The organism is Pseudomonas sp. FA-1, assembly GCF_056856075.1.
Map to the genome: position 1 here is coordinate 592,196 of NZ_JBWXTH010000001.1, position 25,857 is coordinate 618,052.

A 25,857-nucleotide genomic window follows, 5' to 3' on the forward strand; every position below is an offset into this window, starting at 1 on the left:
AGGTGCTACGGCGTAAATGGAGCCGCCACGGGTGCCTCAAGAATGCGCACATCCGGCAGGTTCATCGCAGCCGCCTCCTCCTGCAAGAACTGACTCAAGCGCCGCAAACGCTCCCCACCCGGCCGCGTCCGAGGCCACACCAAGTAGTAATCCATGCCACTGGGCACAGCCGTCGGCCACGGCAGGCTCAACCGCCCCTGGGCGACATCTTCGGCGACCATCAGCAAGTCGCCCATGGAAATGCCATAGCCACGTGCCGCCGCGATCATGCCCAACTCCAAGGTATCGAACACCTGCCCGCCTTTGAGCGAGACCTTGTCGGCAAGCCCCATGCGCGCCAGCCAGGCACGCCAGTCGCGCTTATCGGGCGTGGGATGCAGCAACTCGATACCCGCCAGGCGCCGTTCGTCCCAGGGCCCGTCCTTGAGCAGGTCGGGCGCCCCCACCGGGATCAACAACTCCGAGAACAGCCGCCGCACTTCCCAGTCGGCCGGGAACACCCCGTCGCTGAGCAATACCGCGCAATCGAAGGGCTCCTGGTTGAAGTCCACGTGGTCCACATCCATCCAGGCACTGGTCAGCTGCACTTCGTTGCCCGGCTGCTGGTGGCGGAACTGGCTCAGGCGCGCCAACAGCCAACGCATGGTCAGGGTCGAAGGGGCCTTCATGCGCAGGATGTCGTCCTCGCCGCGCAAGGTATCGCAGGCCCGCTCCAGCGCGCTGAAGCCATCGCGCACACCTGGCAGCAGTACCCGCGCCGCCTCGGTGAGCTGCAGGCTGCGCCCGTTGCGTACGAACAGGCGGCAGGCGAAGTGCTCCTCCAGGGTACGGATGTGCCGGCTGACCGCACTCTGGGTAATGGACAGCTCCTCGCCGGCCCGGGTGAACGAGCTCAGCCGGGCAGCGGCTTCGAATGCGCGCAACGCATACAGCGGGGGAAGCTGACGGGACATTTCGCACCTGCCCTGCGGGAACACCAATGGAATGCAATGGATCATACATACATGAGTTCAACTCATGCCAACGATCGCTTTTATCCTTTTGTGCAAAGTTGACCGAAGCCTCAGAATCGATGCCTCGCTCAACAGGACCCGGAAAAAGGACACCTCCATGCATGTCGCGCCCACCACCGAACTCAAGGCTCTGCTGCGCCTGGCCGGCCCGCTGATCGCCTCGCAGTTGGCGCACATGCTGATGGTGCTGACCGACACCCTGATGATGGCCCGCATCAGCCCCCAGGCCCTGGCCGGTGGCGGCCTGGGCGCGGCCAGCTATTCGTTCGTGTCGATCTTCTGCCTGGGTGTGATTGCCGCAGTCGGCACACTGGTCGCCATTCGCCAGGGCGCAGGCGATGTGCCCGGCGCGACCCGGCTGGCGCAGAACGGGCTGTGGCTGGCCTGGGGCCTGGCCTTGGGGGCCGGGCTGGTGCTGTGGAACCTGGAGCCGGCCCTGCTGCTGTTCGGCCAGAAGCCGGAGAACGTCGCCTCGGCCATGGAGTTCCTCACCCTGCTGCCTCTGGCCCTGCCCGGCTACCTGACGTTCATGGCCCTGCGCGGCTTCACCAGCGCCCTGGGCCGTTCGACGCCGGTGATGGTGATCAGCCTGGTGGGTACGGTGCTCAACTACCTGTTCAACCACGCCTTGATCGAAGGCATGTTCGGCCTGCCCAAGCTGGGCCTGATGGGCATCGGCCTGGTCACCGCCGTGGTGTCCATGGGCATGGCCATCGCCTTGGCGCTGTATATCCGCTGGCACAAGGCCTATGCCGACTACCCGCTGCGCAAGGGCCTGTCGCGGCCTTCGCTGCCGGCGCTGCGCGAGCTGTGGCGCCTGGGCCTGCCGATCGGCGGCACCTACATGGTGGAGGTCGGCCTGTTCGCCTTCGCCGCCCTGTGCATGGGTGTGCTGGGCAGCACAGAGCTGGCGGCGCACCAGATCGCCCTGCAGATCGTCTCCACGGCGTTCATGGTGCCGACGGGGCTTTCCTATGCCGTGACCATGCGTGTGGGCTTGTACTACGGTGCAGGCAACCTGTTGGCAGCACGAAGTGCCGGGCGGGTGGGAATCGGCTTTGGGGCAATGATCATGTTCGCCTTCGCGGCGCTGTTCTGGCTGCTGCCTGAGGCACTGGTGGCGTTGTTCATCGACCGGAACGACCCAGCCTTCGCGGCGATCTTCCAGCTGGCCGTGAGCCTGTTGATGGTGGCGGCCTGGTTCGAACTGTTCGATGGCATGCAAACCATCGCCATGGGCTCGATCCGTGGCCTGAAGGACGCCAAGACCACCTTCCTCATCGGCCTGTGCTGCTACTGGCTGGTGGGCGCGCCCAGCGCCTGGCTGTTCACCTTCACCCTCGGTGGCGGTGCGGTGGGTGTGTGGTGGGGCTTGGCATTGGGCCTGGCCTGCGCGGCAGTGGCACTGACCATCGGCTTCGAATGGCGGACCCGGCGGTTGCTGGGCAAGGCGCAACGGCGTGAGGGGGCTGTGGCCTCCGCCTGAGCAGATCGCGGGACGAGCCCGCTCCCACAGGTTCTCGATAGCCTCGTGGGAGCGGGTTTAGCCGCGAACGTTACAGGCCTGCGGCCCCGTTGCCCGCTGCAGGTAGTTCACCAGCTCGTCCACCGGCAACGGTTTGCTGACCAGGAAGCCCTGCACCTGATCACAGCCAAACCCTTGCAGCAACGCCAACTGTTCCTGCGTTTCCACCCCTTCGGCGACCACCTCCAGGTTGAGGTTATGCGCCAGGTTGATCATGGCATGTACCAGCTTGCGGTTCTCCTCGCGCAGCTCCATACCGGCGACGAAGCTCCGATCGACCTTGAGCAAGGTGATCGGCAGGCTGTTCAGGTGCACGAACGATGAAAAGCCCGTGCCGAAGTCGTCCAGCGAGAAGCGCACCCCCAGGCGCCCCAGGGCGTCCATGGTCTGCTGTACCAACTCGTTGCGGCGCATCACCGCGGTTTCGGTGAGTTCGAATTCCAGCCAACGTGCGTCGACGCCATGCTCGATGATCAGGCGGCTCAAGGTGGCCAGCAGCTGGCTGTCCTGGAACTGGCGGAAACTCAGGTTCACCGCCATGTGCAGCGGCGCCAGGCCGTCTTCGCTCAGGGCCTGCATATCGCGCAGGGCGCGGGAAATCACCCAGTAGCCCAGCGGTACGATCAAGCCGCTCTGTTCGGCCAGGGGCACGAACTCGCTCGGTGGCAACAGCCCGCGCTCGGCGTGGCGCCAGCGTACCAGGGCCTCGAGCCCGACGATCCGCCCGTCGGCAAGGCTCAGCCGCGGCTGGTAATGCAGCTCCAGTTCGTCGCGGCGCAGCGCTCGGCGCAGCTCGCCTTCCAGGTCGGCCAGGCTGCGTGCGTTGCGGTTGATCCGTTCGTTGAATACATGAAAGGTACACCCCTGGCTGCCCTTGGCCTGGCGCATGGCGATATGGGCATGCCACATCAGCGGGTCGGCGCCGGCCTGGGCGCGGGCGTGGGCCAGGCCCAGGCTGCAACCGAGCAGCAGGCTTTCGCCGTCGATCCAATAGGGCTCGGCCAAGGCCTCGACGATGCGTTCGGCCACCCATTCGGCGCGGTTGGCATCGCGCCGAGTGTCGATCAGCAAGGCGAACTCGTCGCTGCCCAGGCGGGCCAGCTGGTCGCCAGCCTCCAATTGCTGTTTCAGGCGTGCAACCACCTGCAGGATCAGCCGGTCGCCGCCCTGGTGGCCAAGGGCATCGTTGACGTGGCGGAAGTTGTCCAGATCCAGGTGGCCGAGGGCGACACCACGGCCTTCGTTCTGCGCCAGGCGCGCGGTCAACAGGGCCTGGAAGCCCTGGCGATTGGCGATGCCGGTCAACGGGTCCTGCTCGGCCAGGCGCTGCAGCGTAGCCACCAGCACACCTCGTTCGCGAACATGCCGCAGGGAGCGGCGCAGGGCATCGCTGTTCAATTGCCCGCGCACCAGCCAGTCGCTGACCGCTGCCGGCGGCGTCTCGGGCTCGTGGTCGAGCAGCAGGATGGTCGGCAGGTCGCAGCGGCCTGGTGCCGGCTGCAGGGCTGGGGTGGCCAGCACTACAGCCTGGCGATCATGGGCGAACAGGCTGTCGACCGACTCCCAGTTCGGTGCGGTCAGCAATACCGCGCTGCCCGCCAACGGCTGCAAGCACTCGCGCAGCAGGGCGGCCCATTCCGGCTCATCGGCCAACAGCAGCAAACGCAACGGTTCGACAGGCGTGGACAAGCGGGCTCCTCAGGCTTGGACGGTAGAACGGCGAGCGCAGGCATCCCCACCTCATGAGTGAAAATGATTTTTACTCCAGGTGCCATTCCTTGGCCAGCACCCCGACGCATTATGTCGTGCATCCTGCGCGAAACCGACGAAAGCGGCAAATCTGATTCATGCACTGCGTCACACTGTCAGACGGTCGCGCCACAACCGCCCCATGCCTGCTAGAATGCGCGGCTATTTTCTGGTGACCCCCGGTTTCTAGCATGTCCCGACTCAATCCCCGGCAACAGGAAGCCTGTGACTACGTCGGCGGCCCTCTATTGGTGCTCGCCGGTGCAGGCTCCGGCAAGACCAGCGTGATCACACGCAAGATCGCCCACCTCATCCAGAACTGTGGCATCCGTGCCCAGTACATCGTGGCCATGACCTTCACCAACAAGGCGGCGCGCGAGATGAAGGAGCGGGTCGGCACCCTGCTGCGCCCCGGCGAAGGCCGCGGCCTGACCGTGTGCACCTTCCACAACCTGGGCCTGAACATCATCCGCAAGGAGCACGAACGCCTGGGCTACAAGCCTGGCTTCTCGATCTTCGACGAGACCGACATCAAGGCATTGCTGTCGGACATCATGCAGAAGGAATACTCCGGCGACGACGGCATCGACGAGATCAAGAACATGATCGGTGCCTGGAAGAACGACCTGATCCTGCCGGCCGAGGCCCTGGAAAAGGCGCGCAACCCACGCGAGCAGACCGCCGCCATCGTCTACACCCATTACCAGCGTACGCTCAAGGCGTACAACGCGGTGGACTTCGACGACCTCATCCTGCTGCCGGTGAAGCTGTTCGAGGAACACAAGGACGTCCTGGAGCGCTGGCAGAACCGCGTGCGCTACCTGCTGGTGGACGAGTACCAGGACACCAACGCCAGCCAGTACCTGCTGGTGAAGATGCTGATCGGCATGCGCAACCAGTTCACCGTGGTGGGCGACGATGACCAGTCGATCTATGCCTGGCGCGGCGCCCGCCCGGAAAACCTCATGCTGCTCAAGGAGGACTACCCCTCCCTGAAGGTGGTGATGCTGGAGCAGAACTACCGCTCCACCAGCCGCATCCTGCGCTGCGCCAACGTACTGATCGCCAACAACCCCCACGCCTTCGAAAAGCAGTTGTGGAGCGAAATGGGCGTTGGTGACGAGATCCGCGTGATCCGCTGCAAGAACGAGGAAGCCGAGGCCGAGCGTGTGGCCATGGAGATCCTCACCCTGCACCTGCGCACCGACCGGCCCTACAGCGACTTCGCGATCCTCTACCGAGGCAACTACCAAGCCAAGCTGATCGAGCTCAAGCTCCAGCACCACCAGGTGCCCTACCGCCTCTCCGGCGGCAACAGCTTCTTCGGTCGCCAGGAAGTCAAGGACCTCATGGCCTACCTGCGCCTGCTGGTCAACCCGGACGACGACAACGCGTACCTGCGGGTGATCAACGTGCCGCGCCGGGAGATCGGCTCCACGACCCTGGAAAAGCTCGGCAACTATGCCACCGAGCGTGGCGTGTCGATGTATGCCGCCAGCGAGGAACTGGGCCTGGGCGAGCACCTCGATGCCCGCTATACCGAGCGCCTGCAGCGCTTCAAGCATTGGCTCGACGGGGTGCGCCAGCGCGTGGCCCTGGAAGACCCGATCGCCGCCCTGCACGACATGGTCCGCGACATCGACTACGAGAACTGGATCCGCCAGAACACCGCCAGCGACAAAGCCGCAGAGTTTCGTATCAGCAACGTCTGGTTCCTGATCGATGCCCTGAAGAACACCCTCGAGAAGGACGAAGAGGGTGACATGACCATCGAGGACGCCATCGGCAAGCTGGTGCTGCGCGACATGCTCGAGCGCCAGCAGGAAGAGGAAGAAAACGCCGAAGGTGTGCAGTTGATGACCCTGCATGCCTCCAAGGGCCTGGAGTTCCCTTACGTGTTCATCATGGGCATGGAGGAGGAAATCCTCCCGCACCGCTCCAGCATCGAGGCCGACACCATCGAGGAAGAGCGGCGCCTGGCCTACGTGGGCATTACCCGCGCGCGCCAGACCCTGGCGTTCACCTTCGCCGCCAAGCGCAAGCAGTACGGCGAAATCATCGACTGCACGCCCAGCCGGTTCCTCGACGAACTGCCGCCGGACGACCTGGCCTGGGAAGGCCTGGACGATGCGCCAGTCGAGGTGAAGGCCGCTCGCGGCAACAACGCACTGGCCGACATCCGGGCAATGCTCAAACGCTGACCAACCCTTACTCTTTAAACCTTTGTCGCGGCCCTGGCTGCGGCCACCTTTGCTACATCGAGGAATACCACAGTGGAAGCACTGCAGCAGAAGATTCGCGAAGAAGGCATCGTGCTTTCCGACCAGGTTCTCAAAGTCGACGCGTTTCTCAACCATCAGATCGACCCGGCGCTGATGCAGCTGATCGGTGACGAGTTCGCCCGCCTGTTCGCCGATTCGGGCGTGACCAAGATCGTCACCATCGAAGCGTCCGGTATCGCCCCGGCGGTGATGACCGGCCTGAAACTGGGCGTGCCGGTGATCTTCGCCCGCAAGCACCAGTCGCTGACCCTGACCGAGAACCTGCTGACCGCCTCGGTGTACTCCTTCACCAAACAGACCGAGAACACCGTGGCCATCTCGCCACGCCATCTCAACAGCAGCGACCGCGTGCTGGTGATCGACGACTTCCTGGCCAATGGCAAAGCCTCCCAGGCGCTGATCTCGATCATCAAGCAAGCCGGCGCCACCGTTGCTGGCCTGGGCATCGTGATCGAGAAATCGTTCCAGGGCGGCCGTGCCGAACTGGATCGCCAGGGCTATCGCGTCGAGTCGCTGGCCCGGGTGAAGTCGCTGGAAGGTGGCGTGGTCACGTTCATCGAGTGATGACCCTAGGGGCCGCTATGCGGCCCTTTCGCGGCACAAGGTCGCTCCTACAGAAGATCGCGTTCCCTGTAGGAGCGGCCTTGTGCCGCGAAAGGGCTGCACAGCAGCCCCGGCCATTCATCAGGTTGCCGCCAACCCTGCCAGCAACAGCCGCTGGTACAACTCTTCCTTGAGCCCCTGCGGCTGCTCCAACCCCATGCGCGCCAGCTGCGCCGCGTAGGCTTCCGGTGCGGGCGCGTCCAACGCGGCCTTGCCCAGCTCCAGCACCTCGCTCAGCTTGAACTTGCTCTTGAGCCAGTTCAGCGCTCGTAGCAAATCCCGCTCTTCGGCCGTGAAGTCGCACCCCAGTGGATACTCCGGGAACAACCGCCCATGTTGCTCGCGGATCTTCTCCAGGCGCTCGGGCGTGTTGTCGGTGAAGCACGCATCCAGCTGGAAGTTTTTCGGCAGCTTGCCCGCTGCCTTGGCCTGCTCCATCAATTGCGGCTGGAAGCGTGAGTCGCTGATCGCCAGCAACCTGGCGATCACCTCGCTGTCGGTCTGCCCGCGCAGGTCGGCGATGCCGTACTCGGTCACCACGATGTCGCGCAGATGCCGAGGGATGGTGCAATGGCCGTAGCTCCAGAATAGATTGGAAGTGACCTCGCCACCTGCCTCGCGCCAGCTGCGCAGCAGCAGGATCGAGCGCCCGCCTTCCAAGGCATGGCCCTGGGCGACGAAGTTGTATTGCCCGCCTACGCCGCTGAGCACCCGACCGTCCTCGAGCTGATCGGCCACGCCAGCCCCCAGCAAGGTCATGCCGAACACCGTGTTGACGAAGCGGGCATCGCAGCGCTGACGGCGCTTGAGCGCTTCCTGGCCATACAGCTCGTTGATGAAGCCGATGCCGGTCATGGCGAAGCGCCTACGTTGCTCGAGGGACATTTCCCGCAAGCGCTGGTAGAACGCCTGCGGGCCCAGGAAGAACCCGCCGTGCACCAGGACCCCGCGCTCATCGGCCGGGCGCCGGATCACCCCTGCCTCGACCAGCGCCAGCAGGCCATTGACGAACATTTCGCTGCAACCGTAGAGCCCCTCGGCGAAGGCATCCAGGCCTCCCTCACGGTCTATCAGAGCCTGCCAAGAGGTGACGTCCAACGCCTGGAGCACTGCACGATAACCGGCGTTGTCCCCCTGGCGGGCCAGCAGCGCGGCAGCCACCGCATCGCCCATGGCGCCGATGCCGATCTGCAGGGTGCCGCCATCGCGTACCAGGGCACTGGCATGCAGGCCGATGCAGTGGTCCTGGGTCGATACCGGCATGTTCGGCGTGGAGAACAACCGCCGCCGCTCGGGCGCCTCGATCAACAGGTCGAAGTCGTCCTCGCCAAGCTCGGCATCGCCAGGCATGTAAGGTAGCTCGGTGTGCGCCTGGCCGAGCAGCAGGATGGTTTCGCCCGCCGCACGGCGGCGGGCCAACATCGGCAGCAAGTCAAGGGTGATGTCCGGGTTGCAGGCCAGGCTGAGCTGGCCGGGGCGCTCGGGCGTGGTGGCCACCAATTGGGCGACCAGGTTCAAACCCTTGGCGTTGATGTCGCGCGCCGCATGGCTGTAGTTGCTGCTGACGTAATCCTGCTGCGCCGCTTCGCTGTGCAGCAGGCTGCCCGGCTGCAGGAAGAACTGCTCGATGCGGATGTTCGCAGGCAGGGTGTCGTTGCGCAGGTCGGCGAGGTAGTCGAGCTCTTCGTAGTCGGCGAAGACCCGCTCGATGAACGGCTCCAGGAAGCGCCGCTGCAACCCATCGCCCAGCGGCGGTCGGCCGAGGCTGAGAGCGGTATAGATCGTCAGCTGGCGCTCGGGGCATTCGCGTATCCGGGCGTAGAGCGCGTTGACGAAGGCATTGGGCTTGCCCAGGCCCAGCGGCAGGCCCATGTGGATATGGGCTGGCAGGCGGGCGAGGACCTGTTCTACCGCCTGGTCGATGGAAACGCATTGCGTCATCTGAGCCTCCTGTGAACATCCGTGCATACAGGGATTGGACATGGGCTTTGGACAGGTTGCTGAACATGCCGGCCCATCGCGGGACAAGCCCGCGATTGGGCCGGCGAGCCCTAGAATACAAAGCCCGCCATGAAAGGCGGGCTTGCGAATATCAGGCTCGGCTCAAAGCCCCGACATTTTCTTGATGGCGCCCTTGAGCTCTTCATCGGAGCAGTCGGCGCAGGTGCCTTTCGGCGGCATGGCGTTGATGCCGGTGATGGCCTTGGCCAGGATGCCGTCGAGGCCGCCTTGGTGGTCCGCGCGTTCCTTCCAGGCGGCGGTGTCGCCGATCTTCGGTGCGCCGAGCAGGCCGCTGCCATGGCAGGCGTTGCAGTGCTTGGCGATGATCTCGTCCGGTGTCTTGGCGCCGCCGCCCCCTGCAGTGGCAGCCACGGCCATGCCTTTGCATTCCTGGCCCTGGACGCACACCTGGCCGACCGGCTCGAGGCGCTTGGCAAGGTCGTCGTTGGTCGCAGCGGTTGCGCTCATTGCCCAAAGGGCGAATACGGCTGCTGGTACGGCCAGCATCTTCTTGATTTGGTTCACGCGAACACCCTCATGGTGGCTAATCACGCCCGCGGCCACGGATCTGCGAGCGTTTGAAAGTATAGCGGGAACCCAGGGCCCGTGAAACGACCCCACAAGGGAAAGGGATATTGCCGCAACAATGCACTGCGCTGGATCAAAAGTTCGATGGTGTCGCTGCGCTGATCAGCCGGGCAGGCTCGTCGAAGGGGTTGCGAAAACGGTGCGGCCGGGTGCTTTCGAAGTAATAGCTGTCGCCTGCTTCGAGGACGAAGGTCTCGGTACCGACCACCAGCTCCAGGCGCCCTTCCAGCAGGATGCCGGTTTCCTCGCCGTCATGGGTGAGCATTTCCTCACCGGTGTCGGCGCCAGGCGGGTACACCTCATTGAGGAAGGCGATGGCCCGGTTGGGGTGCGACTTGCCCACCAGCTTCATGGTCACCGCACCGTCGGAGATGTCGATCAGCTCGTGGGCCTTGTAGACGATCTGGGTGGGGCTTTCGGGGGCGAGCTCGACAGAAAAGAATTCCACCATCGACATGGGAATGCCACTGAGCACCTTGCGCAGGGAGCTGATCGACGGGCTCACGCTGTTCTTCTCGATCATCGAGATGGTGCTGTTGGTAACGCCCGCGCGCTTGGCGAGTTCACGCTGGGACAGGCCCTTGAGCTTGCGGATGGCTTGCAGTCGTTCACCGACGTCCAAAGCTGGAGCCTCCTGAAACGGTCGAGGTGGGAGCAAAGTGTGAACGATATGATGGCGATGCCGTTCAGTATTTACAACACTTTACCCCGCAGCCTGTCCGCTTCGGCCGCTTATTCGCCGATATAGTCCAGCGGTACGCGCTTGAGGTTGCAGAAGATCTGATACGGGATCATGCCCGCCTGGGCCGCCACCTCGCTGGCCAGCACCTGCTTGCCCCACAGCTCCACCGGGCTGCCGAGGGTCGCCTCGGGCACGTCGGTCAGGTCGATGCAGAGCATGTCCATGGACACCCGCCCGATCAGTTGGCTGCGCTTGCCGGCGACCATCACCGGGGTGCCGGTGGGCGCCTGGCGTGGGTAGCCATCGGCATAGCCCATGGCGACCACGCCGACCCGGGTCGGTCGTGGGGTGATGAACTTGGCGCCGTAGCCCACCGGCTCGCCGGCCGGCAGTTCACGCACGCCGATGACGCGCGATTGCAGGGTCATCACCGGTTGCAGGCGCTCGGCCTGGGGCTGGGAGACTTCGAAGGGCGTGGCACCGTAGAGCATGATGCCCGGGCGTACCCAGTCGCTCGGTACCTGGGGCCAGCCCAGGACCGCGGGCGAATTGCGCAGGCTGCATTCGGCGGCCAGGCCCTGACGGGCGGCTTCGAACACCGCCACCTGCTGCGACGTGGCGTCCGCGTCCAGTTCATCGGCCCGGGCGAAGTGGCTCATGAGCACGATGCGTGCGACCTTGCCGCTGGCCAGCAGGCGCTGGTAGGCCTCCTGGTAGTCCTTCGGGTGCAGGCCGACACGATGCATGCCGGTGTCCATCTTCAGCCAGACAGTCAATGGCTTGTGGACGGTTGTCTGCTCGATCGCCTCCAACTGCCACAGCGACTGCACCACGCACCACAGGTCGTGCTCGGCGATCAGCGCCAGCTCGCTGGCTTCGAAGAAACCTTCTAGCAGCAGCACCGGCGCCTTGATCCCGGCGGCACGCAGCTCGAGCGCTTCCTCGATGCAGGCCACCGCAAAGCCATCGGCTTCGGTTTCCAGGGCCAGGGCACAACGCACTGCGCCATGCCCATAGGCATCGGCCTTGATCACGGCCAGGGCCTTGGCACCGGACAGTTCACGGGCCAGGCGATAGTTGTGGCGAAGGGCTTGGAGGTCGATGAGGGCACGGGCGGGACGCATGGCGGCAGCCTTATGGTGGTTCAGGTTGAAATCGGTTTTTCCCTGTCACCGGCAAACCGGCTCCCACACAGGGTTGGCGTGGGAGCGGCTTGCCGGTGACAGGGCCGGTGAAGCAGGCCAATTACTGATGCACAGGCTCAGCCTGGCCGTGCTTGGCCACTTCCCGGTTGTTGCCGTAACGGGAAATGTCGAGGCCTTCGGCACTGATCTGCGGCTTCTTGCGCGCGATCAGATCGGCCAGCAGGCGACCGGAGCCACAGGCCATGGTCCAGCCCAAGGTACCGTGACCGGTGTTCAGGAACAGGTTGCGGTACGGGGTGGCGCCCACGATCGGGGTGCCGTCTGGGGTGGCCGGGCGCAGACCGGTCCAGAAACTGGCCTGGCTCAGGTCGCCGCCGCGAGGATAGAGGTCATTGACGATCATCTCCAGCGTTTCGCGCCGGCGCGGGTTCAGCGAAAGGTCGAAGCCGGCGATCTCGGCCATGCCGCCCACGCGGATTCGGTTGTCGAACCGGGTGATGGCGACCTTGTAGGTTTCATCCAGAATGGTCGAGGTCGGCGCCATGTCGGCATTGGTGATCGGCACGGTCAACGAGTATCCCTTGAGCGGGTAAACCGGCGCCTTGATACCCAGCGGCTTGAGCATCTGCGGCGAGTAGCTGCCCAGGGCCAGCACGTAGCGGTCGGCGGTTTCCAGCTTGCCGTCGATCCATACACCGTTGATGCGGTCACCAGCGAAGTCCAGGCGCTGGATGTTCTGGTCGAAGCGGAACTCCACGCCCAGCTTGACCGCCATTTCGGCCAGTTTGGTGGTGAACAGCTGGCAGTCGCCGGTCTGGTCGTTGGGCAGGCGTAGGGCTCCGGCCAGGATGTTCTTCACCCCGGCCAGGGCAGGTTCGACGCGGGCGATGCCATCGCGGTCGAGCAGCTCGTAGGGCACGCCGGACTGTTCGAGCACGGCGATATCCTTGGCGGCGGCATCCACCTGCGCCTGGGTACGGAACAGTTGGGTGGTGCCCAGGGAGCGGTTTTCGTAGGCGATACCGGTTTCGGCGCGCAGTTCGTCGAGGCAGTCGCGGCTGTACTCGGACAAACGCACCATGCGCTCCTTGTTCACCGCGTAGCGGTTGGCCGTGCAGTTGCGCAGCATCTGCGCCATCCACAGGTACTGGTCGACATCGCCGGTAAGCTTGATAGCAAGGGGGGCGTGGCGCTCGAGCAGCCACTTGATGGCCTTCAGCGGCACGCCAGGGGCGGCCCAGGGCGAGGCATAGCCGGGCGAGATCTGGCCGGCGTTGGCGAAGCTGGTTTCCATGGCCACCGCTGGTTGGCGGTCGACCACCGTCACTTCGAAACCTTGCCGGGCCAGATAGTAGGCACTGGCGGTTCCGATCACACCGCTACCAAGTACCAGAACTCGCATTGTTTATCCCTCGCACGCGGTCAACCGCAGACTTTTGTTGAAATGGCTGGATGGGCGCAGTATATGGAGGAATAGCCAGTGCATTTCACTATATAAAAGCCTATATTTGGCGAGAATTCTCGGCAAAATCGCCTTTCACGGAGGGGCATCCCCTATGAGAACCCAGCACCAGAGCAAACGCGAACTGGACAAGATCGACCGCAATATCCTGCGCATCCTGCAGAACGACGGGCGCATCTCGTTCACCGAACTGGGCGAAAAGGTCGGCCTTTCCACCACGCCTTGCACCGAGCGGGTTCGCCGTCTGGAGCGCGAGGGAATCATCATGGGCTACAACGCCCGGCTCAATCCACAACACCTAAAGGGCAGCCTGCTGGTGTTCGTCGAGATCAGCCTGGACTACAAGTCCGGCGACACCTTCGAGGAGTTCCGCCGCGCGGTGCTCAAACTGCCCCACGTGCTGGAGTGCCACCTGGTCTCCGGCGACTTCGATTACCTGGTGAAGGCGCGTATCTCGGAAATGGCCTCCTATCGCAAACTGCTTGGCGACATCCTGCTCAAGCTGCCGCATGTGCGCGAGTCCAAGAGCTACATCGTCATGGAAGAGGTGAAGGAAAGCCTCTGCCTGCCGATTCCGGAATAAGGTTCAGACCAGCACCTGGCGGGTGCTGGCGATGAACTGATGCACCAGTTGCTCGGCCTCGGGTTCGATCATCTGTTCGGGCCCCCGCCCCCGCGGGCAGGCCAGGCGTGGCGTGGTGCCGAACAGGCGGCAGATCATCGGGCGCTCTTCGTAGACCGTGCAGCCGTTGGGGCCCAGGTGCACACAGTCCAGGCGCTCCAGCGCAGCATCCTGCTCGGCGCGGGGTTTACGCGGCAGGCGGGCCATCTCTTCGGCCGAAGTGGTGACCGGGCCGCAGCAGTCATGGCAGCCAGGTTCGCATTCGAAGGATGGGATCAGTTCGCGCAGGAAATGGATCTTGTGGCTGTTGCAGGACATGTTCGGGTACAAAGCTGGGAAATTAACCAGATTATATAGCGCCGCCCTTCGGTAGGAGCGGCCTTGTGCCGCGTCAACCTGGGTTGGCCGGTTGCCCACCCCAGAGCCCCGGCTTATCCTCCTCGCCTAGCCCACCTGCCCCAGGACCCAGCCCGATGATCCACAGCGCGCAGCACGCCGCCTCCTACTATGCCGCCAGCAGCGCGCCCCACCCTGACCACGCCTTCCTGCAAGGCGACCATCGCACCGACGTCTGCATCGTCGGCGGCGGTTATTCCGGCCTCAATACCGCCATCGAGCTGGCCGAGCGCGGGCTTTCGGTGATCCTGCTGGAAGCGCGCAAGATTGGCTGGGGCGCCAGCGGGCGTAACGGTGGACAGTTGATCCGCGGGGTCGGCCATGGGCTGGAGCAGTTCCTGCCGGTCATCGGCGAGGATGGCGTGCGCAGCATGAAGCTCATGGGCCTGGAGGCTGTGGACATCGTCCGCGAGCGCATCGAGCGCCATGCCATCGCGTGCGACCTGACCTGGGGTTACTGCGACCTGGCCAACAAGCCGGGCGAACTGCAAGGCTTTGCCGAAGACGCCGAAGAACTGCGCAGCCTGGGCTATCGCCATGAACTACGCCTGGTGCAGAAGGACGATATCCACAGCGTGGTCGGCTCCGACCGCTATGTCGGCGGCTTGATCGACATGGGCTCGGGGCACCTGCACCCGCTGAACCTCGCACTCGGCGAAGCCGCCGTGGCCAGCCGCCTGGGCGTGGGCCTGTACGAACAATCGGAAGTCGTTCGCATCGACTACGGCCCCGAAGTGACCGTGCATACCGCCCAGGGCCGCGTACGTGCCAAGACCTTGGTACTGTGCTGCAACGCCTATCACAACGACCTGAACCGCGAACTCGGGGGCAAGGTGCTGCCCGCCGGCAGCTACATCATCGCCACCGAGCCGTTGGGCGAGGAGCGTGCCCGCCAGTTGCTGCCGCAGAACATGGCCGTGTGCGACCAGCGCGTGGCCCTGGACTATTACCGGCTCTCTGCTGACCACCGCCTGTTGTTCGGCGGCGCCTGCCATTATTCCGGCCGCGATCCGCAGGACATCGCCGCCTATATGCGGCCCAAGATGCTCAAAGTATTCCCTCAGCTGACCGACGTGCGTATCGACTACCAATGGGGCGGCATGATCGGCATCGGTGCCAACCGCCTGCCCCAGATCGGCCGCCTGGCCAGCCAGCCGAACGTCTATTACGCCCAGGCCTATTCCGGCCATGGCGTGAACGCCACCCACCTGGCCGCGCGCCTGCTGGGCGAGGCCATCAGCGGCCAGCACAGCGGGCGCTTCGACCTGTTCGCCAAGGTGCCGCATATCACCTTCCCCGGCGGCAAGCTGCTGCGCTCGCCGCTGTTGGCCCTGGGGATGCTCTGGCATCGACTGAAAGAGCTGGCCTGACACCCCTTTGTAGGAGCGGGCTTGCCCCGCTCCTACAGGAGACCGTGTTCAACGTTTCCAGAAGGGTTTGCGTCCTTCCTCCCGCGCCTGCGCCCGACTGAGCCCGATATCCCAAAGCTGGGCATCGTCGAGCTGCAACAAGTGCCTGCGGGTGCGCCAGCGATGCACCATCAAACCCCACCGGCCCAGGCCCGCCGGTGCGCCATAGACCTTGTCCCGCTGCCCGGCGTCCAGTTCCTTGGCCAACAGTTGCAAGCGCACATCGCTCATGCCGTCCATCGCTGCCCTCTCCCGATCAGTTGATACTGTAAGCGAAGCATGCCCGTCGGCACCCAAGGCCATACAGATCCAATACGAATTTATTATTTCCATACAGAATTGGCTGAGCGGGCGCTGAATGCTGTATTTTCAGCCGATCTGTACTGGTCTGCATGCCCACTTGACGCAGGAGTATGCCGTGACGCTCTACCTCAACCTCGCCGAACTGCTCGGCGCCCGTATAGAACAAGGCCTGTACCGCCCCGGCCAGCGCCTGCCCTCGGTGCGTGCGTTGAGCCTGGAACATGGGGTCAGCCTGAGCACGGTGCAGCAGGCCTATCGCCTGCTCGAGGACAATGGCCTGGTCTCGCCGCGGCCCAAGTCCGGCTATTTTGTCGCCGAAGACCGCAGCCTTCCTGCCCTTCCCGCCGTCAGCCGCCCGGCCCAGCGGCCGGTGGATATCTCCCAGTGGGAGCAGGTGCTGGAACTGGTGCGCAGCACACCGCAGAAGAATGTCATGCAGCTGGGTCGCGGCATGCCCGACATCGACAGCCCGACCTTGAAACCCCTGCTGCGCAGCCTCGCCCAGCTCAGCCGGCGCCAGGACATGCCAGGGCTGTACTACGACAACATCCACGGCAACCTCGCCCTGCGCGAGCAGATCGCACGGCTGATGCTGGATTCCGGCTGCCGTCTGGGCTCGGCCGACCTGGTGGTAACCACGGGATGTCATGAGGCGCTGTCTACCAGTATCCGCGCCGTGTGCGAGCCAGGCGATATCGTTGCGGTGGAGTCGCCCAGCTTCCATGGCGCCATGCAGACCCTCAAGGGCCTGGGCATGAAGGCCCTGGAGATCCCTACCGACCCGCTCCAGGGCATCAGCCTGGAGGCCCTGGAACTGGCGCTGGAGCAATGGCCGATCAAGCTCATCCAGCTCACTCCCAGCTGCAACAACCCCCTGGGCTACATCATGCCGGAGGCGCGCAAGAAAGCCCTGCTGAACCTCGCCCAGCGCTATGACGTGGCGATCCTCGAGGACGATGTCTACGGCGACCTGGCCTACACCTACCCTCGCCCGCGGACCATCAAGTCGTTCGACGAAGACGGCCGCGTGCTGCTGTGCAGTTCCTTCTCCAAGACCCTGGCGCCGGGGCTGCGGGTTGGCTGGGTGGCACCCGGGCGCTACCTGGAGCGGGTGTTGCACATGAAGTACATCAGCACTGGCAGCACGGCCTGTCAGCCGCAGCTGGCCATCGCCGACTTCATCGAGGCCGGGCACTACCACCCCCACGTAAGACGCATGCGCAGCCAGTACCAGCGTGGCCGCGACCAGATGAGCGACTGGGTCACCCGCTACTTCCCCGCAGGCACCCGCGCCAGCCGGCCCCAGGGCGGCTTCATGCTGTGGGTCGAATTGCCGGAAAGTTTCGACACGCTACGCCTGAACCGGGCTTTACTGGAGCAGGGGGTGCAGATTGCGGTTGGCAGCATCTTCTCGGCGTCGGGCAAGTACCGGCACTGCCTGCGCATGAACTTTGCCGCACGGCCCACGCCGCGGATCGAAGACGCTGTGCGCAAGGTGGGCGAAACCGCCCTTCGTCTACTGGAAGCGGACGAAAGCCCAGCGTAACTTTGCGCCGCCCCCCACGGTCCAACCCATAGGCCTTTGCTGTACAGGACGTTCTACCCTTGAGACTCCAGCGAGCTCTGCCTCTCTTGCTGGCGCTGTTGCTTGGCCTGTCGGGCTGCGCCAGCGTCGGCACACCACGCCAGGTCAGCCAGGCGCTGCCGGCCAGCGATTCGGCCTTCGGCCGCTCGGTGCAGCGCCAGGCAGCGCCTTACGAGGGGCGCTCAGGCTTTCGCCTGCTACCCAACAGCAACGAGGCCTTTCGTGCCCGCGCCGAGCTGATTCGCAACGCTCAGGCGAGCATCGACCTGCAGTACTACATCGTCCATGACGGCCTGAGCACCCGCGCCCTGGTGCATGAACTGCTGCGTGCCGCCGACCGCGGTGTGCGGGTACGCATCCTGCTCGACGACACCACCAGCGACGGCCTGGACACGCTGATGGGCACCCTGGCCGCCCACCCGAACATCCATATCCGCGTATTCAACCCCCTGCACCTGGGACGCAGCACGGGGGCCACCCGCGCCGTGGGCCGGCTGTTCAACCTGTCGCGCCAGCATCGGCGCATGCACAACAAGCTGTTCCTGGTGGACAACAGCATGGCCATCGTCGGTGGGCGCAACATCGGCGACGAATATTTCGATGCCGAGCCCAACCTGAACTTCACCGATATCGACCTGCTCGGCGTGGGCCCGGTGGCCGAGCAGCTCGGGCACAGCTTCGACCAGTACTGGAACAGCGCCCTGAGCCGGCCGATCGGCGACTTCCTCTGGCGCCAACCAGACGCCGCCGATCTGCGCGCCAGCCGCAAACGCCTGGAAATCTCCCTGGCCCAGGCACGGGTCAAACACAAAGCGTTGTACGACCGACTGATGGCCTACCAGTCCCGCCCACGCCTGGACACCTGGCGCAACGAGCTGATCTGGGCCCACAGCCAGGCCCTGTGGGACTCGCCGAGCAAGGTTCTGGCTCAGGACGAGCCGGACCCGCACCTGCTGATGACCCAGCAGCTGGCACCGGAGTTGGCCAAGGTACAGCACGAACTGATCCTGGTGTCCGCGTATTTCGTGCCGGGGGAGTCCGGCCTGCTGTACCTCACCAGCCGAGCCGATGCGGGCACCTCGATCAAGCTGCTGACCAACTCCCTGGAAGCCACCGACGTGCCGGCGGTGCATGGCGGCTACGCCCCCTACCGCCGTGCCCTGCTCGAACACGGCGTGCAGCTGTACGAGCTGCGCCGCCAGCCAGGCGACCCCAGTGCCTATCGCAGCCTGAGCTTTCGCGGCAGCTCCGACTCCAGCCTGCACAGCAAGGCAATCGTCTTCGACCGGCGCAAGACCTTCATCGGCTCGTTCAATTTCGACCCGCGCTCCGTGCTTTGGAACACCGAGGTCGGCGTATTGGTGGACAGCCCGGAACTGGCCGAATACACCCGGGAAATGGCTGTCGAAGGCATGGCGCCAGCGTTGAGCTATCAGCCAAAGCTGGTGGGGGACCAACTGGTGTGGGTGACCGAGGACAACGGCAAGCGGCGCATGCTGACGTCTGAGCCTGGCGGCCTGTGGCGGCGCTTCAATGCTTGGATCAGCAAGGCGGTGGGGCTGGAGAAAATGCTGTGAGCCGCCGCCATTCGCGGGTAAACCCGCTCCCACAGGTACAGCGCTGTCATTGAGAGCCCTGCATAACGTGTGGGAGCCGGTTTACCCGCGAATGGGCGCAAATTCCTTATCAGGCCGAAGCAGGCTCGAAGGCATCCCGCCGGCGGGTCAACACCACCAGCCCTGCCGCCCCCGCCGCCATCAGCCAAGGCAGCGCATGCCCGCTGATCCACTGGCTGCCAGCCCCTGCGATGAGCGGCCCCAACAGGCAACCGATCCCCCAGAGCTGCGCCACATGCGCATTGGCGCGCACCAGCTCATCGTCCCGGTAACGCTCGCCGATCAACACCAGCGACAAGGTGAACAGGCCACCGGCACTGGCGCCGAACAGCACCCATACCGGCCAGATCGCAGGCGTGTGCAAGGCCAGCGGAATCGCCAGGCTGGAAACGAGCAAGGCCAGGGCACAGCCACTGAACAGGGTCCGGCGCGACATGCAGTCGGCCAGGGCACCGATCGGCAGCTGCAGCACCGCATCGCCCACCACCACGGTACTGACCATGAACAATGCCACCTCCGCCGTGAACCCTTGCTGCAGGCAGTACACCGGCAACAGAGTCAGGATCATCGCCTCGAACGCAGCGAACAGGGCAATGGCCCAGGCGATCACCGGCAGGCGCCGACAGAAACCGAACAGGTCGCCAAAGGTGACGCTGCACGCTTCGGTGCTCGGCGCACCACCGCGCCTCAACAGCAGCAACGGCGCACACAGCAGCAAGACCGTCGCGACCCAGAAGCCGAAATCGTCGCCCGAGCCCAGCAGCCCCAGCACCAGAGGCCCGGCCAGCTGGCTCAACGCGTAGCTGCTGCCATACAGCGCCACCAGCCGTCCCCGCCACTGCTCGATCACCAGCTGGTTGATCCAGCTTTCGCCAAGGATGAATACCACGGTCAGGGCCATGCCGATCGCCAGGCGCAGCGCCAGCCACAACGGATAGCTGGGCAACAGCGCCACCAGGCCGATCGACAAGGCGCCGCCCCACAGGCACAGGCGCATGGCAGCCGGCACGCCGACCCACCCGGCCAGGCGACTGGCCAGGCTGGCACCGAGCAGCACGCCGAAAGCTGGCATCGCCGCCATCACGCCGATGGCGAACCCACCGTAGCCCCAGCCCTCCAGGCGCAGGGACACCAACGGCATGCTCACGCCGAGCGCGAGCCCAACGCTGAGTACCGAGGCCAGTACGGCAAAGTAGGTTCCCCAACGCATGGCAGCCCTCCTAGGCCCAGTTTTCAGAACCCCATTCGCGGGTAAACCCGCTCCCACAGGTACTACGCCATTGTTAAGGGCGATATGAAACCTGTGGGAGCGGGTTTACCCGCGAAGCGTCCGCGCTGAATTACAGCTTGATCCAGGTCGCCTTCAGCTCGGTGTACTTCTCCAGTGCGTGCAGCGACTTGTCACGGCCATTGCCCGACTGCTTGAAGCCGCCGAACGGCGCGGTCATGTCGCCGCCATCGTACTGGTTGACCCACACGCTGCCAGCGCGCACAGCGCGGGCGGTCTGATGGGCCTTGGAAATGTCCGAGGTCCAGATGCCGGCAGCCAGGCCGTATGGCGTGTCGTTGGCGATGGCCACGGCCTCTTCTGCGGTGTCGAAGGTGATCACCGACAGCACGGGGCCGAAGATCTCTTCCTTGGCGATCTTCATGGCGTTGGTCACGCCGTCGAAGATGGTCGGCTCGACATAGGTGCCGCCGGTTTCCTCCAGAGTGCGCTTGCCGCCAGCCAGCAGCTTGGCGCCATCCTGGTGGCCGGCCTCGATGTAGGACAGCACGGTATTCATCTGCTGGGTATCGACCAACGCACCGACAGTGGTCGCGGGATCCAGCGGGTTGCCCGGCTTCCAGGCCTTCAGGGCCTCGACCACCATCGGCAGGAACTGGTCCTTGATCGAGCGCTCGACCAGCAGGCGGGAGCCGGCAGTGCAGACTTCGCCCTGGTTGAAGGCGATGGCGCTGGCAGCGGCCTCGGCGGCAGCCTTCAGGTCAGGCGCGTCGGCGAACACAATGTTCGGGCTCTTGCCGCCGGCTTCCAGCCAGACACGCTTCATGTTCGACTCGCCCGCATAGACCATCAACTGCTTGGCGATCTTGGTGGAGCCGGTGAACACCAGGGTGTCGACGTCCATATGCAGGGCCAGAGCCTTGCCCACGGTGTGGCCGTAGCCAGGCAGCACGTTCAGCACACCAGCCGGAATACCGGCTTCGATGGCCAGCTGGGCGATGCGGATGGCGGTCAGCGGTGACTTTTCCGACGGTTTGAGCACAATGGAGTTACCGGTGGCCAGGGCCGGGCCGAGCTTCCAGCAAGCCATCAGCAGCGGGAAGTTCCACGGCACGATGGCACCCACCACACCCACCGGCTCGCGGGTGACCAAGCCGAGCTGGTCGTGCGGGGTCGGGGCGACTTCGTCGTAGACCTTGTCGATGGCTTCGGCGGTCCAGTGGATGGCGTTGGCGGCACCTGGGATATCGATGGTGGAGGAGTCACCGATCGGCTTGCCCATGTCCAGGGTTTCCAGCAGGGCCAGCTCTTCGACGTGCTCGCGCAGCAGGCCTGCGAAACGGATCAAGGTGGCCTTGCGCTTGGCCGGGGCCAGGCGCGACCAGACGCCGGATTCGAACACAGCGCGGGCATTCTCGACGGCACGGTTGGCGTCGGCCAGGTCGCAGCTGGCGACCTTGGCCAGGAAGCGTCCGTCCACCGGGCTCAGGCAGTCGAAGGTTTCACCGGATGCGGCGTCGGTGTATTCGCCGTTGATGAAGGCGCGACCTTCGATCTTCAGTTGTTGGGCACGCTGTTCCCAATCCGCACGAGTCAGGGTGGTCATACGAAACTCCTCCTCTTGTTAAGGTGCAACGCCGTACTGAGGACATCACGACGTTGTCGAAAATTCTGACAGGGCGACAAGCGCATACTGGCACCCGACACCCTAAACCAGCCGGGTGAAACTATCAATATATTTGACACGAAAGGCCTAAAAGCCTACTGATGTGCATTTTATTAAACAACAGGAGGACTTCACCATGACCATCAGCAGCATCATCGATTTCGCCCAGATGCTCACCGAGGCAGAACGCTATCGCCCAGCGGCGGAGAAAATTCTCAAGGGCGAACCCGACCAGGCAGTCTACAACCACTACTCAAGCCCCTGCGGCCAGTTCGCCGCCGGTGTATGGGAAGGTGCGGTCGGCCAATGGACGGTGAACTACACCGAGCATGAGTACTGTGAAATCACCCAGGGTGTCTCGGTGCTGCGCGACCAGGACGGCAATGCCAAGACCCTGCGTACCGGTGATCGTTTCGTGATCCCTGCAGGCTTCAAGGGTACCTGGGAAGTCCTCGAGCCTTGCCGCAAGATCTACGTCATGTTCGAACAAAAGTAATAGTTAACGCAGGCGCAGGCTCCCCTGGCGAGAGGATGGCCCGGCCCATCCGGGCAATCCATCAACCAAGGAGTATCCCCATGACCAATGAAGAAGTCGTGCAAGCGCTGCAACACCTGGTCGGCATTCCCTATGAAGGGTCGATCAAAACTGCCATCACCCAGGTCACCGGTCGCACACGCGTGGTAGGCCCCAATGAAATGTCCACGCGTGAGTTCGACCCCGAACGCGTGCATGTACGCGTCGATGCAAGCGGCGCGGTTTCGGGCTTCGCGTTCAACTGAAGCTGAACGCCGGGCATAAAAAAACCCGCTTCCTCACGGAAGCGGGTTTTTTTAGGTCGCCGATCAATTACTTGATCTTGGCTTCCTTGTACACCACGTGCTTGCGAACGACCGGATCGTATTTCTTGATCTCGATCTTGTCCGGGGTGGTGCGCTTGTTCTTGTCGGTGGTGTAGAAGTGGCCGGTACCGGCACTCGAAACCAGACGGATCAATTCACGCATGATGTTCTCCCTTAAACCTTGGCGCCAGCGCGACGGATGTCGGCCAGGACGGCATCGATACCGCGCTTGTCGATGATACGCATGCCCTTGGCGGAAACGCGCAGACGCACGAAACGCTTCTCGGATTCAACCCAGAAACGGTGGTGCTGCAGGTTCGGCAGGAAACGACGACGGGTTTTGTTGTTTGCGTGGGAAATGTTGTTCCCGGTTACCGGACCCTTACCGGTAACTTGACAGACTCTCGACATGCCTCAGCCCTCTAAAACCACATGCCCAACCCGGCATGGGTTGGCCGCTTAATCTCTCAGTCTATGGCGCCAGGCGCCGTGTTTCCGGGGGTCTTATCGACCGGATCCGCTTGCGCGACAGACCGTGCCCCTAGAAAAGAGCGCTGCTTTATACCAGAAAGACTCGGCCACAACAACAGAAGATGCGTTTCCTGAACGGGCCGAGCGCGCCAGGCCAGCATAGCGACAAGCCCTGCGCGCTGTCGACCGCTCGTCGCCGTACCCATGAAAAAGAGGGTGGTCATTTAGCGATGCGCACACTAGGGTAGGACGTTTCCGACTGCATAGATAGATAAAATGGGCCATCTGGCCAGCCAAGGAGCCACCATGCGTGCCGCCGCCCTTTCGTTGTTGTTCGCTTCCCTGTTCGCCACGGGCCTCGCCCAGGCAGCGCCGCTTGCCGTCTGTACCGAGGCCAGCCCCGAAGGTTTCGACGTGGTCCAGTACAATTCGTTGACAACCACCAATGCCTCGGCAGACGTGCTGATGAACCGCCTGGTGGAGTTCGATGCCAGCCTGGGCAAGGTGGTGCCCAGCCTGGCCGAAAGCTGGACGGTGTCCGATGACGGCACGGTCTACGACTTCAGGCTGCGCAACGACGTGAAGTTCCATACCACGCCCTGGTTCAAGCCCAGCCGCACGTTGGATGCCGACGACGTGCTGTTCAGCTTCCAGCGCATGCTCTACCCTGCCCATGCCTGGCACAAGACCGCTGCGGGCGGCTACCCGCACGCCCAGTCGCTGCAACTGGGCAGCCTGATCAAGCTGATCGAGGCACCGGAGCCGCACACCGTGCGCTTCACCCTGACCCACCCGGACGCCACCTTCCTGGCCACCTTGAGCATGGGCTTCGCCTCGATCTACTCCGCCGAGTACGCCGACAAGCTGCTCAAGGCTGGCACGCCGGAGAAGCTCAACAGCCAACCGGTGGGCACCGGGCCGTTCGTGTTCCAGCGCTTCCAGAAGGACGCCGTGGTGCGCTACCGCGCCAACCCCGACTACTTTGCTGGCAAGCCAACCATCGACCCGTTGATCTACGCCATCACACCAGACGCCAACGTACGCCTGCAGAAAATCAAGCGTGGCGAATGCCAAGTGGCCCTGTCGCCCAAGCCGCTGGATATCGCCGAAGCCGGCAAGGACGGTAGCCTCAAGGTCGCCTCCACCCCAGCCTTCATGACCGCCTTCGTCGCGCTCAACAGCCAGCATCCGCCACTGGACAAGCCCGAGGTGCGCCAAGCGATCAACCTTGCCTTCGACAAGCCCGCATACCTCAAGGCGGTGTTCGAGGGCACCGCCACCGCAGCCAACGGCCCCTACCCACCTAATACCTGGAGCTACGCCAAGGACCTGCCCGGCTACACCCTGGACCTGAAAAAGGCCAAGGCGCTGCTGGCCAAGGCCGGGCTGGCAGACGGCTTCGCCACGACGATCTGGACCCGCCCCTCGGGCAGTCTGCTCAACCCAAACCCGAACCTGGGCGCGCAGATGCTCCAGGCTGACCTTGCCAAGATCGGCATCAAGGCCGAGATCAAGGTCATCGAGTGGGGCGAGCTGATCCGCCGGGCCAAGGCTGGCGAGCATGATCTGCTGTTCATGGGCTGGGCAGGCGACAACGGCGACCCGGACAACTTCCTCAGCCCGCAGTTTTCCTGCGCGGCGGTAAAGTCGGGGACCAACTTCGCGCGCTTTTGCGACAACCGCCTGGATCAGTTGATCAGCGCCGGACGCACCACCAACGACCAGAGCGTGCGCAGCCGCCTGTATCAGCAGGCGCAGACGCTGATCCACCAGCAGGCCCTCTGGTTGCCGCTGGCCCACCCGACTGCGGCCACGTTGCTGCGCCAGGGGGTGGAGGGGTACCAGGTAAGCCCGTTCGGGCGGCTGGACTTCAGCAAGGTCTCCGTCAATCGCTAAAGCCCTGTAGGAGCGGCCTTGCGCCGCGAAAGGGCCGCAACGCGGCCCCAGGGCTCTACTGCCCACCGCGAGGCAAGGGGCGGCTGGGGATAGCTAGGTTACGAGCCACCCCTGCTCGACCATCGACAGCGGCTCCCCGTCGCCAATGATGATGTGATCCAACACCCGCACATCGATCAACGCCAGCCCCCGCTTCAGCGAAACCGTCAGGTGCACGTCATCCTGGCTCGGCTCGCTGTTGCCCGAAGGATGGTTGTGGCACAAGATCAACGCCGCCGCATTGTGCAGCAATGAGCGCCGCACCACTTCACGGGGGTAGACGTCCGCTCGGTTGACCGTCCCTCTGAACAGGATCTCGAACGCAATAGGCCTGTGCTTGGTGTCCAGAAACAGGCAGCCGAATACCTCGCTGACCTCATGGCGCAGCATGGATTTGAGGTAGCGCCGCACAGACGCCGGGCTCTCCAGGGCCGGCTCACGCTCGATGGACTCACCCAGATAACGCCTGCCGATCTCCAGCAAGGCTTGCAACTGCGCGTATTTCACCGGCCCCATGCCTGGCTCTCGCAGTACGGCTTCGCGGCCGGCCTCGAGAAACTGCCTGAGCCCGCCAAAGTGCGCCAACAGCCCGCGCGCAAGGTCCAGCACGTTGCGCCCGGCTACACCCGAGCCCAGCAATACAGCGAGCAATTCGGCATCGGACAGCACGGCCGCACCGCGTTGCAACAGCTTCTCCCGCGGCCGTTCATCCGCCGGCCACTCCCTGATGTTCATA

24 protein-coding genes are annotated in these 25,857 nt (G+C 64.1%); 10 read left to right on the plus strand and 14 right to left on the minus strand.

What is annotated here, in order from left to right; all coding sequences use genetic code 11:
* Positions 1–5: 5 nt before the first annotated feature.
* Positions 6–953, minus strand: a complete 948-nt coding sequence (locus AC1MHZ_RS02720) for a LysR substrate-binding domain-containing protein (protein WP_084855364.1) — start codon at positions 951–953, stop codon at positions 6–8.
* Positions 954–1,110: 157 nt separating this feature from the next.
* Between AC1MHZ_RS02720 and AC1MHZ_RS02725 the strand changes: the two genes are divergently transcribed.
* Positions 1,111–2,499, plus strand: a complete 1,389-nt coding sequence (locus AC1MHZ_RS02725) for a NorM family multidrug efflux MATE transporter (protein ID WP_084855363.1) — start codon at positions 1,111–1,113, stop codon at positions 2,497–2,499.
* A gap of 57 nt (positions 2,500–2,556) precedes the next feature.
* On the opposite strand, the gene AC1MHZ_RS02730 is transcribed toward AC1MHZ_RS02725, so the two are convergent.
* On the minus strand, positions 2,557–4,227 hold the full coding sequence (locus tag AC1MHZ_RS02730; protein WP_368828749.1) for a putative bifunctional diguanylate cyclase/phosphodiesterase: 1,671 nt from the start codon (positions 4,225–4,227) through the stop codon (positions 2,557–2,559).
* A 251-nt stretch (positions 4,228–4,478) separates the two neighbouring features.
* Between AC1MHZ_RS02730 and rep the strand changes: the two genes are divergently transcribed.
* Together rep and xpt are read left to right on the plus strand one after the other, a co-directional pair.
* Positions 4,479–6,488 (plus strand): DNA helicase Rep, encoded by a 2,010-nt coding sequence (gene rep, locus AC1MHZ_RS02735; protein ID WP_084855361.1) that lies wholly within the window; start codon positions 4,479–4,481, stop codon positions 6,486–6,488.
* 72 nt (positions 6,489–6,560) lie between these two features.
* The gene (gene xpt / locus AC1MHZ_RS02740) at positions 6,561–7,133 is read left to right on the plus strand and encodes a xanthine phosphoribosyltransferase (RefSeq protein ID WP_084855360.1); all 573 of its coding nucleotides are present in this window, start codon (positions 6,561–6,563) and stop codon (positions 7,131–7,133) included.
* A 120-nt stretch (positions 7,134–7,253) separates the two neighbouring features.
* On the opposite strand, the gene AC1MHZ_RS02745 is transcribed toward xpt, so the two are convergent.
* From AC1MHZ_RS02745 to dadA, 5 genes are all read right to left on the minus strand, one after another.
* Positions 7,254–9,113, minus strand: a complete 1,860-nt coding sequence (locus AC1MHZ_RS02745) for an acetyl-CoA hydrolase/transferase C-terminal domain-containing protein (RefSeq protein ID WP_482965993.1) — start codon at positions 9,111–9,113, stop codon at positions 7,254–7,256.
* A gap of 162 nt (positions 9,114–9,275) precedes the next feature.
* On the minus strand, positions 9,276–9,680 hold the full coding sequence (locus AC1MHZ_RS02750; protein WP_084855423.1) for a c-type cytochrome: 405 nt from the start codon (positions 9,678–9,680) through the stop codon (positions 9,276–9,278).
* Between the two features lie 154 nt (positions 9,681–9,834).
* Complete coding sequence (locus AC1MHZ_RS02755; protein ID WP_084855358.1) at positions 9,835–10,383, minus strand: cupin domain-containing protein; 549 nt, start codon at positions 10,381–10,383, stop codon at positions 9,835–9,837.
* A 110-nt stretch (positions 10,384–10,493) separates the two neighbouring features.
* The gene (gene alr, locus AC1MHZ_RS02760) at positions 10,494–11,567 is read right to left on the minus strand and encodes an alanine racemase (RefSeq protein WP_084855357.1); all 1,074 of its coding nucleotides are present in this window, start codon (positions 11,565–11,567) and stop codon (positions 10,494–10,496) included.
* Positions 11,568–11,688: 121 nt separating this feature from the next.
* Positions 11,689–12,990, minus strand: coding sequence for a D-amino acid dehydrogenase (gene dadA, locus AC1MHZ_RS02765; RefSeq protein WP_084855356.1), 1,302 nt, complete (start codon positions 12,988–12,990; stop codon positions 11,689–11,691).
* 154 nt (positions 12,991–13,144) lie between these two features.
* Between dadA and AC1MHZ_RS02770 the strand changes: the two genes are divergently transcribed.
* Positions 13,145–13,633 carry an Lrp/AsnC ligand binding domain-containing protein gene (locus AC1MHZ_RS02770; RefSeq protein WP_084855355.1) on the plus strand — a complete coding sequence of 163 codons (489 nt, stop codon included), beginning with the start codon at positions 13,145–13,147 and terminating at the stop codon, positions 13,631–13,633.
* Positions 13,634–13,636: 3 nt separating this feature from the next.
* Here the strand turns inward: AC1MHZ_RS02770 and AC1MHZ_RS02775 are convergent, their stop codons facing one another.
* On the minus strand, positions 13,637–13,990 hold the full coding sequence (locus AC1MHZ_RS02775) for a YkgJ family cysteine cluster protein (RefSeq protein WP_084855422.1): 354 nt from the start codon (positions 13,988–13,990) through the stop codon (positions 13,637–13,639).
* Between the two features lie 155 nt (positions 13,991–14,145).
* Between AC1MHZ_RS02775 and AC1MHZ_RS02780 the strand changes: the two genes are divergently transcribed.
* Positions 14,146–15,438: an NAD(P)/FAD-dependent oxidoreductase gene (locus AC1MHZ_RS02780; RefSeq protein WP_482965994.1), complete on the plus strand. Its 1,293-nt coding sequence runs from the start codon at positions 14,146–14,148 to the stop codon at positions 15,436–15,438.
* A 48-nt stretch (positions 15,439–15,486) separates the two neighbouring features.
* On the opposite strand, the gene AC1MHZ_RS02785 is transcribed toward AC1MHZ_RS02780, so the two are convergent.
* Positions 15,487–15,717: a DUF1127 domain-containing protein gene (locus AC1MHZ_RS02785; protein WP_084855353.1), complete on the minus strand. Its 231-nt coding sequence runs from the start codon at positions 15,715–15,717 to the stop codon at positions 15,487–15,489.
* A gap of 178 nt (positions 15,718–15,895) precedes the next feature.
* On the opposite strand from AC1MHZ_RS02785, the gene AC1MHZ_RS02790 reads away from it, so the two are divergent.
* A complete protein-coding gene (locus tag AC1MHZ_RS02790) occupies positions 15,896–17,326 on the plus strand; it encodes an aminotransferase-like domain-containing protein (protein ID WP_172402958.1) in 1,431 nt (476 codons plus the stop codon).
* 59 nt (positions 17,327–17,385) lie between these two features.
* Complete coding sequence (locus tag AC1MHZ_RS02795; RefSeq protein WP_084855351.1) at positions 17,386–18,942, plus strand: phospholipase D family protein; 1,557 nt, start codon at positions 17,386–17,388, stop codon at positions 18,940–18,942.
* Between the two features lie 109 nt (positions 18,943–19,051).
* Here the strand turns inward: AC1MHZ_RS02795 and AC1MHZ_RS02800 are convergent, their stop codons facing one another.
* Both AC1MHZ_RS02800 and AC1MHZ_RS02805 read right to left on the minus strand, forming a co-directional pair.
* Positions 19,052–20,191 (minus strand): MFS transporter, encoded by a 1,140-nt coding sequence (locus AC1MHZ_RS02800; RefSeq protein ID WP_368828743.1) that lies wholly within the window; start codon positions 20,189–20,191, stop codon positions 19,052–19,054.
* A 130-nt stretch (positions 20,192–20,321) separates the two neighbouring features.
* A complete protein-coding gene (locus AC1MHZ_RS02805) occupies positions 20,322–21,815 on the minus strand; it encodes an aldehyde dehydrogenase (RefSeq protein WP_084855349.1) in 1,494 nt (497 codons plus the stop codon).
* A gap of 196 nt (positions 21,816–22,011) precedes the next feature.
* On the opposite strand from AC1MHZ_RS02805, the gene AC1MHZ_RS02810 reads away from it, so the two are divergent.
* On the plus strand, positions 22,012–22,371 hold the full coding sequence (locus tag AC1MHZ_RS02810) for a cupin domain-containing protein (RefSeq protein ID WP_084855348.1): 360 nt from the start codon (positions 22,012–22,014) through the stop codon (positions 22,369–22,371).
* A gap of 80 nt (positions 22,372–22,451) precedes the next feature.
* The gene (locus tag AC1MHZ_RS02815) at positions 22,452–22,655 is read left to right on the plus strand and encodes an I78 family peptidase inhibitor (RefSeq protein ID WP_084855347.1); all 204 of its coding nucleotides are present in this window, start codon (positions 22,452–22,454) and stop codon (positions 22,653–22,655) included.
* 67 nt (positions 22,656–22,722) lie between these two features.
* Here AC1MHZ_RS02815 and rpmG read toward each other — a convergent pair whose 3' ends face one another.
* Positions 22,723–22,878 carry a 50S ribosomal protein L33 gene (rpmG, locus tag AC1MHZ_RS02820; RefSeq protein ID WP_003253507.1) on the minus strand — a complete coding sequence of 52 codons (156 nt, stop codon included), beginning with the start codon at positions 22,876–22,878 and terminating at the stop codon, positions 22,723–22,725.
* Positions 22,879–22,889: 11 nt separating this feature from the next.
* Positions 22,890–23,126 (minus strand): 50S ribosomal protein L28, encoded by a 237-nt coding sequence (gene rpmB / locus AC1MHZ_RS02825; RefSeq protein WP_043212989.1) that lies wholly within the window; start codon positions 23,124–23,126, stop codon positions 22,890–22,892.
* 366 nt (positions 23,127–23,492) lie between these two features.
* Here rpmB and AC1MHZ_RS02830 point away from each other — a divergent pair, with 366 nt between their 5' ends.
* Complete coding sequence (locus AC1MHZ_RS02830) at positions 23,493–25,082, plus strand: ABC transporter substrate-binding protein (protein WP_084855421.1); 1,590 nt, start codon at positions 23,493–23,495, stop codon at positions 25,080–25,082.
* Positions 25,083–25,175: 93 nt separating this feature from the next.
* Here the strand turns inward: AC1MHZ_RS02830 and radC are convergent, their stop codons facing one another.
* On the minus strand, positions 25,176–25,856 hold the full coding sequence (radC, locus tag AC1MHZ_RS02835; RefSeq protein ID WP_324813896.1) for a RadC family protein: 681 nt from the start codon (positions 25,854–25,856) through the stop codon (positions 25,176–25,178).
* Between the last annotated feature and the right edge of the window lies 1 nt (position 25,857).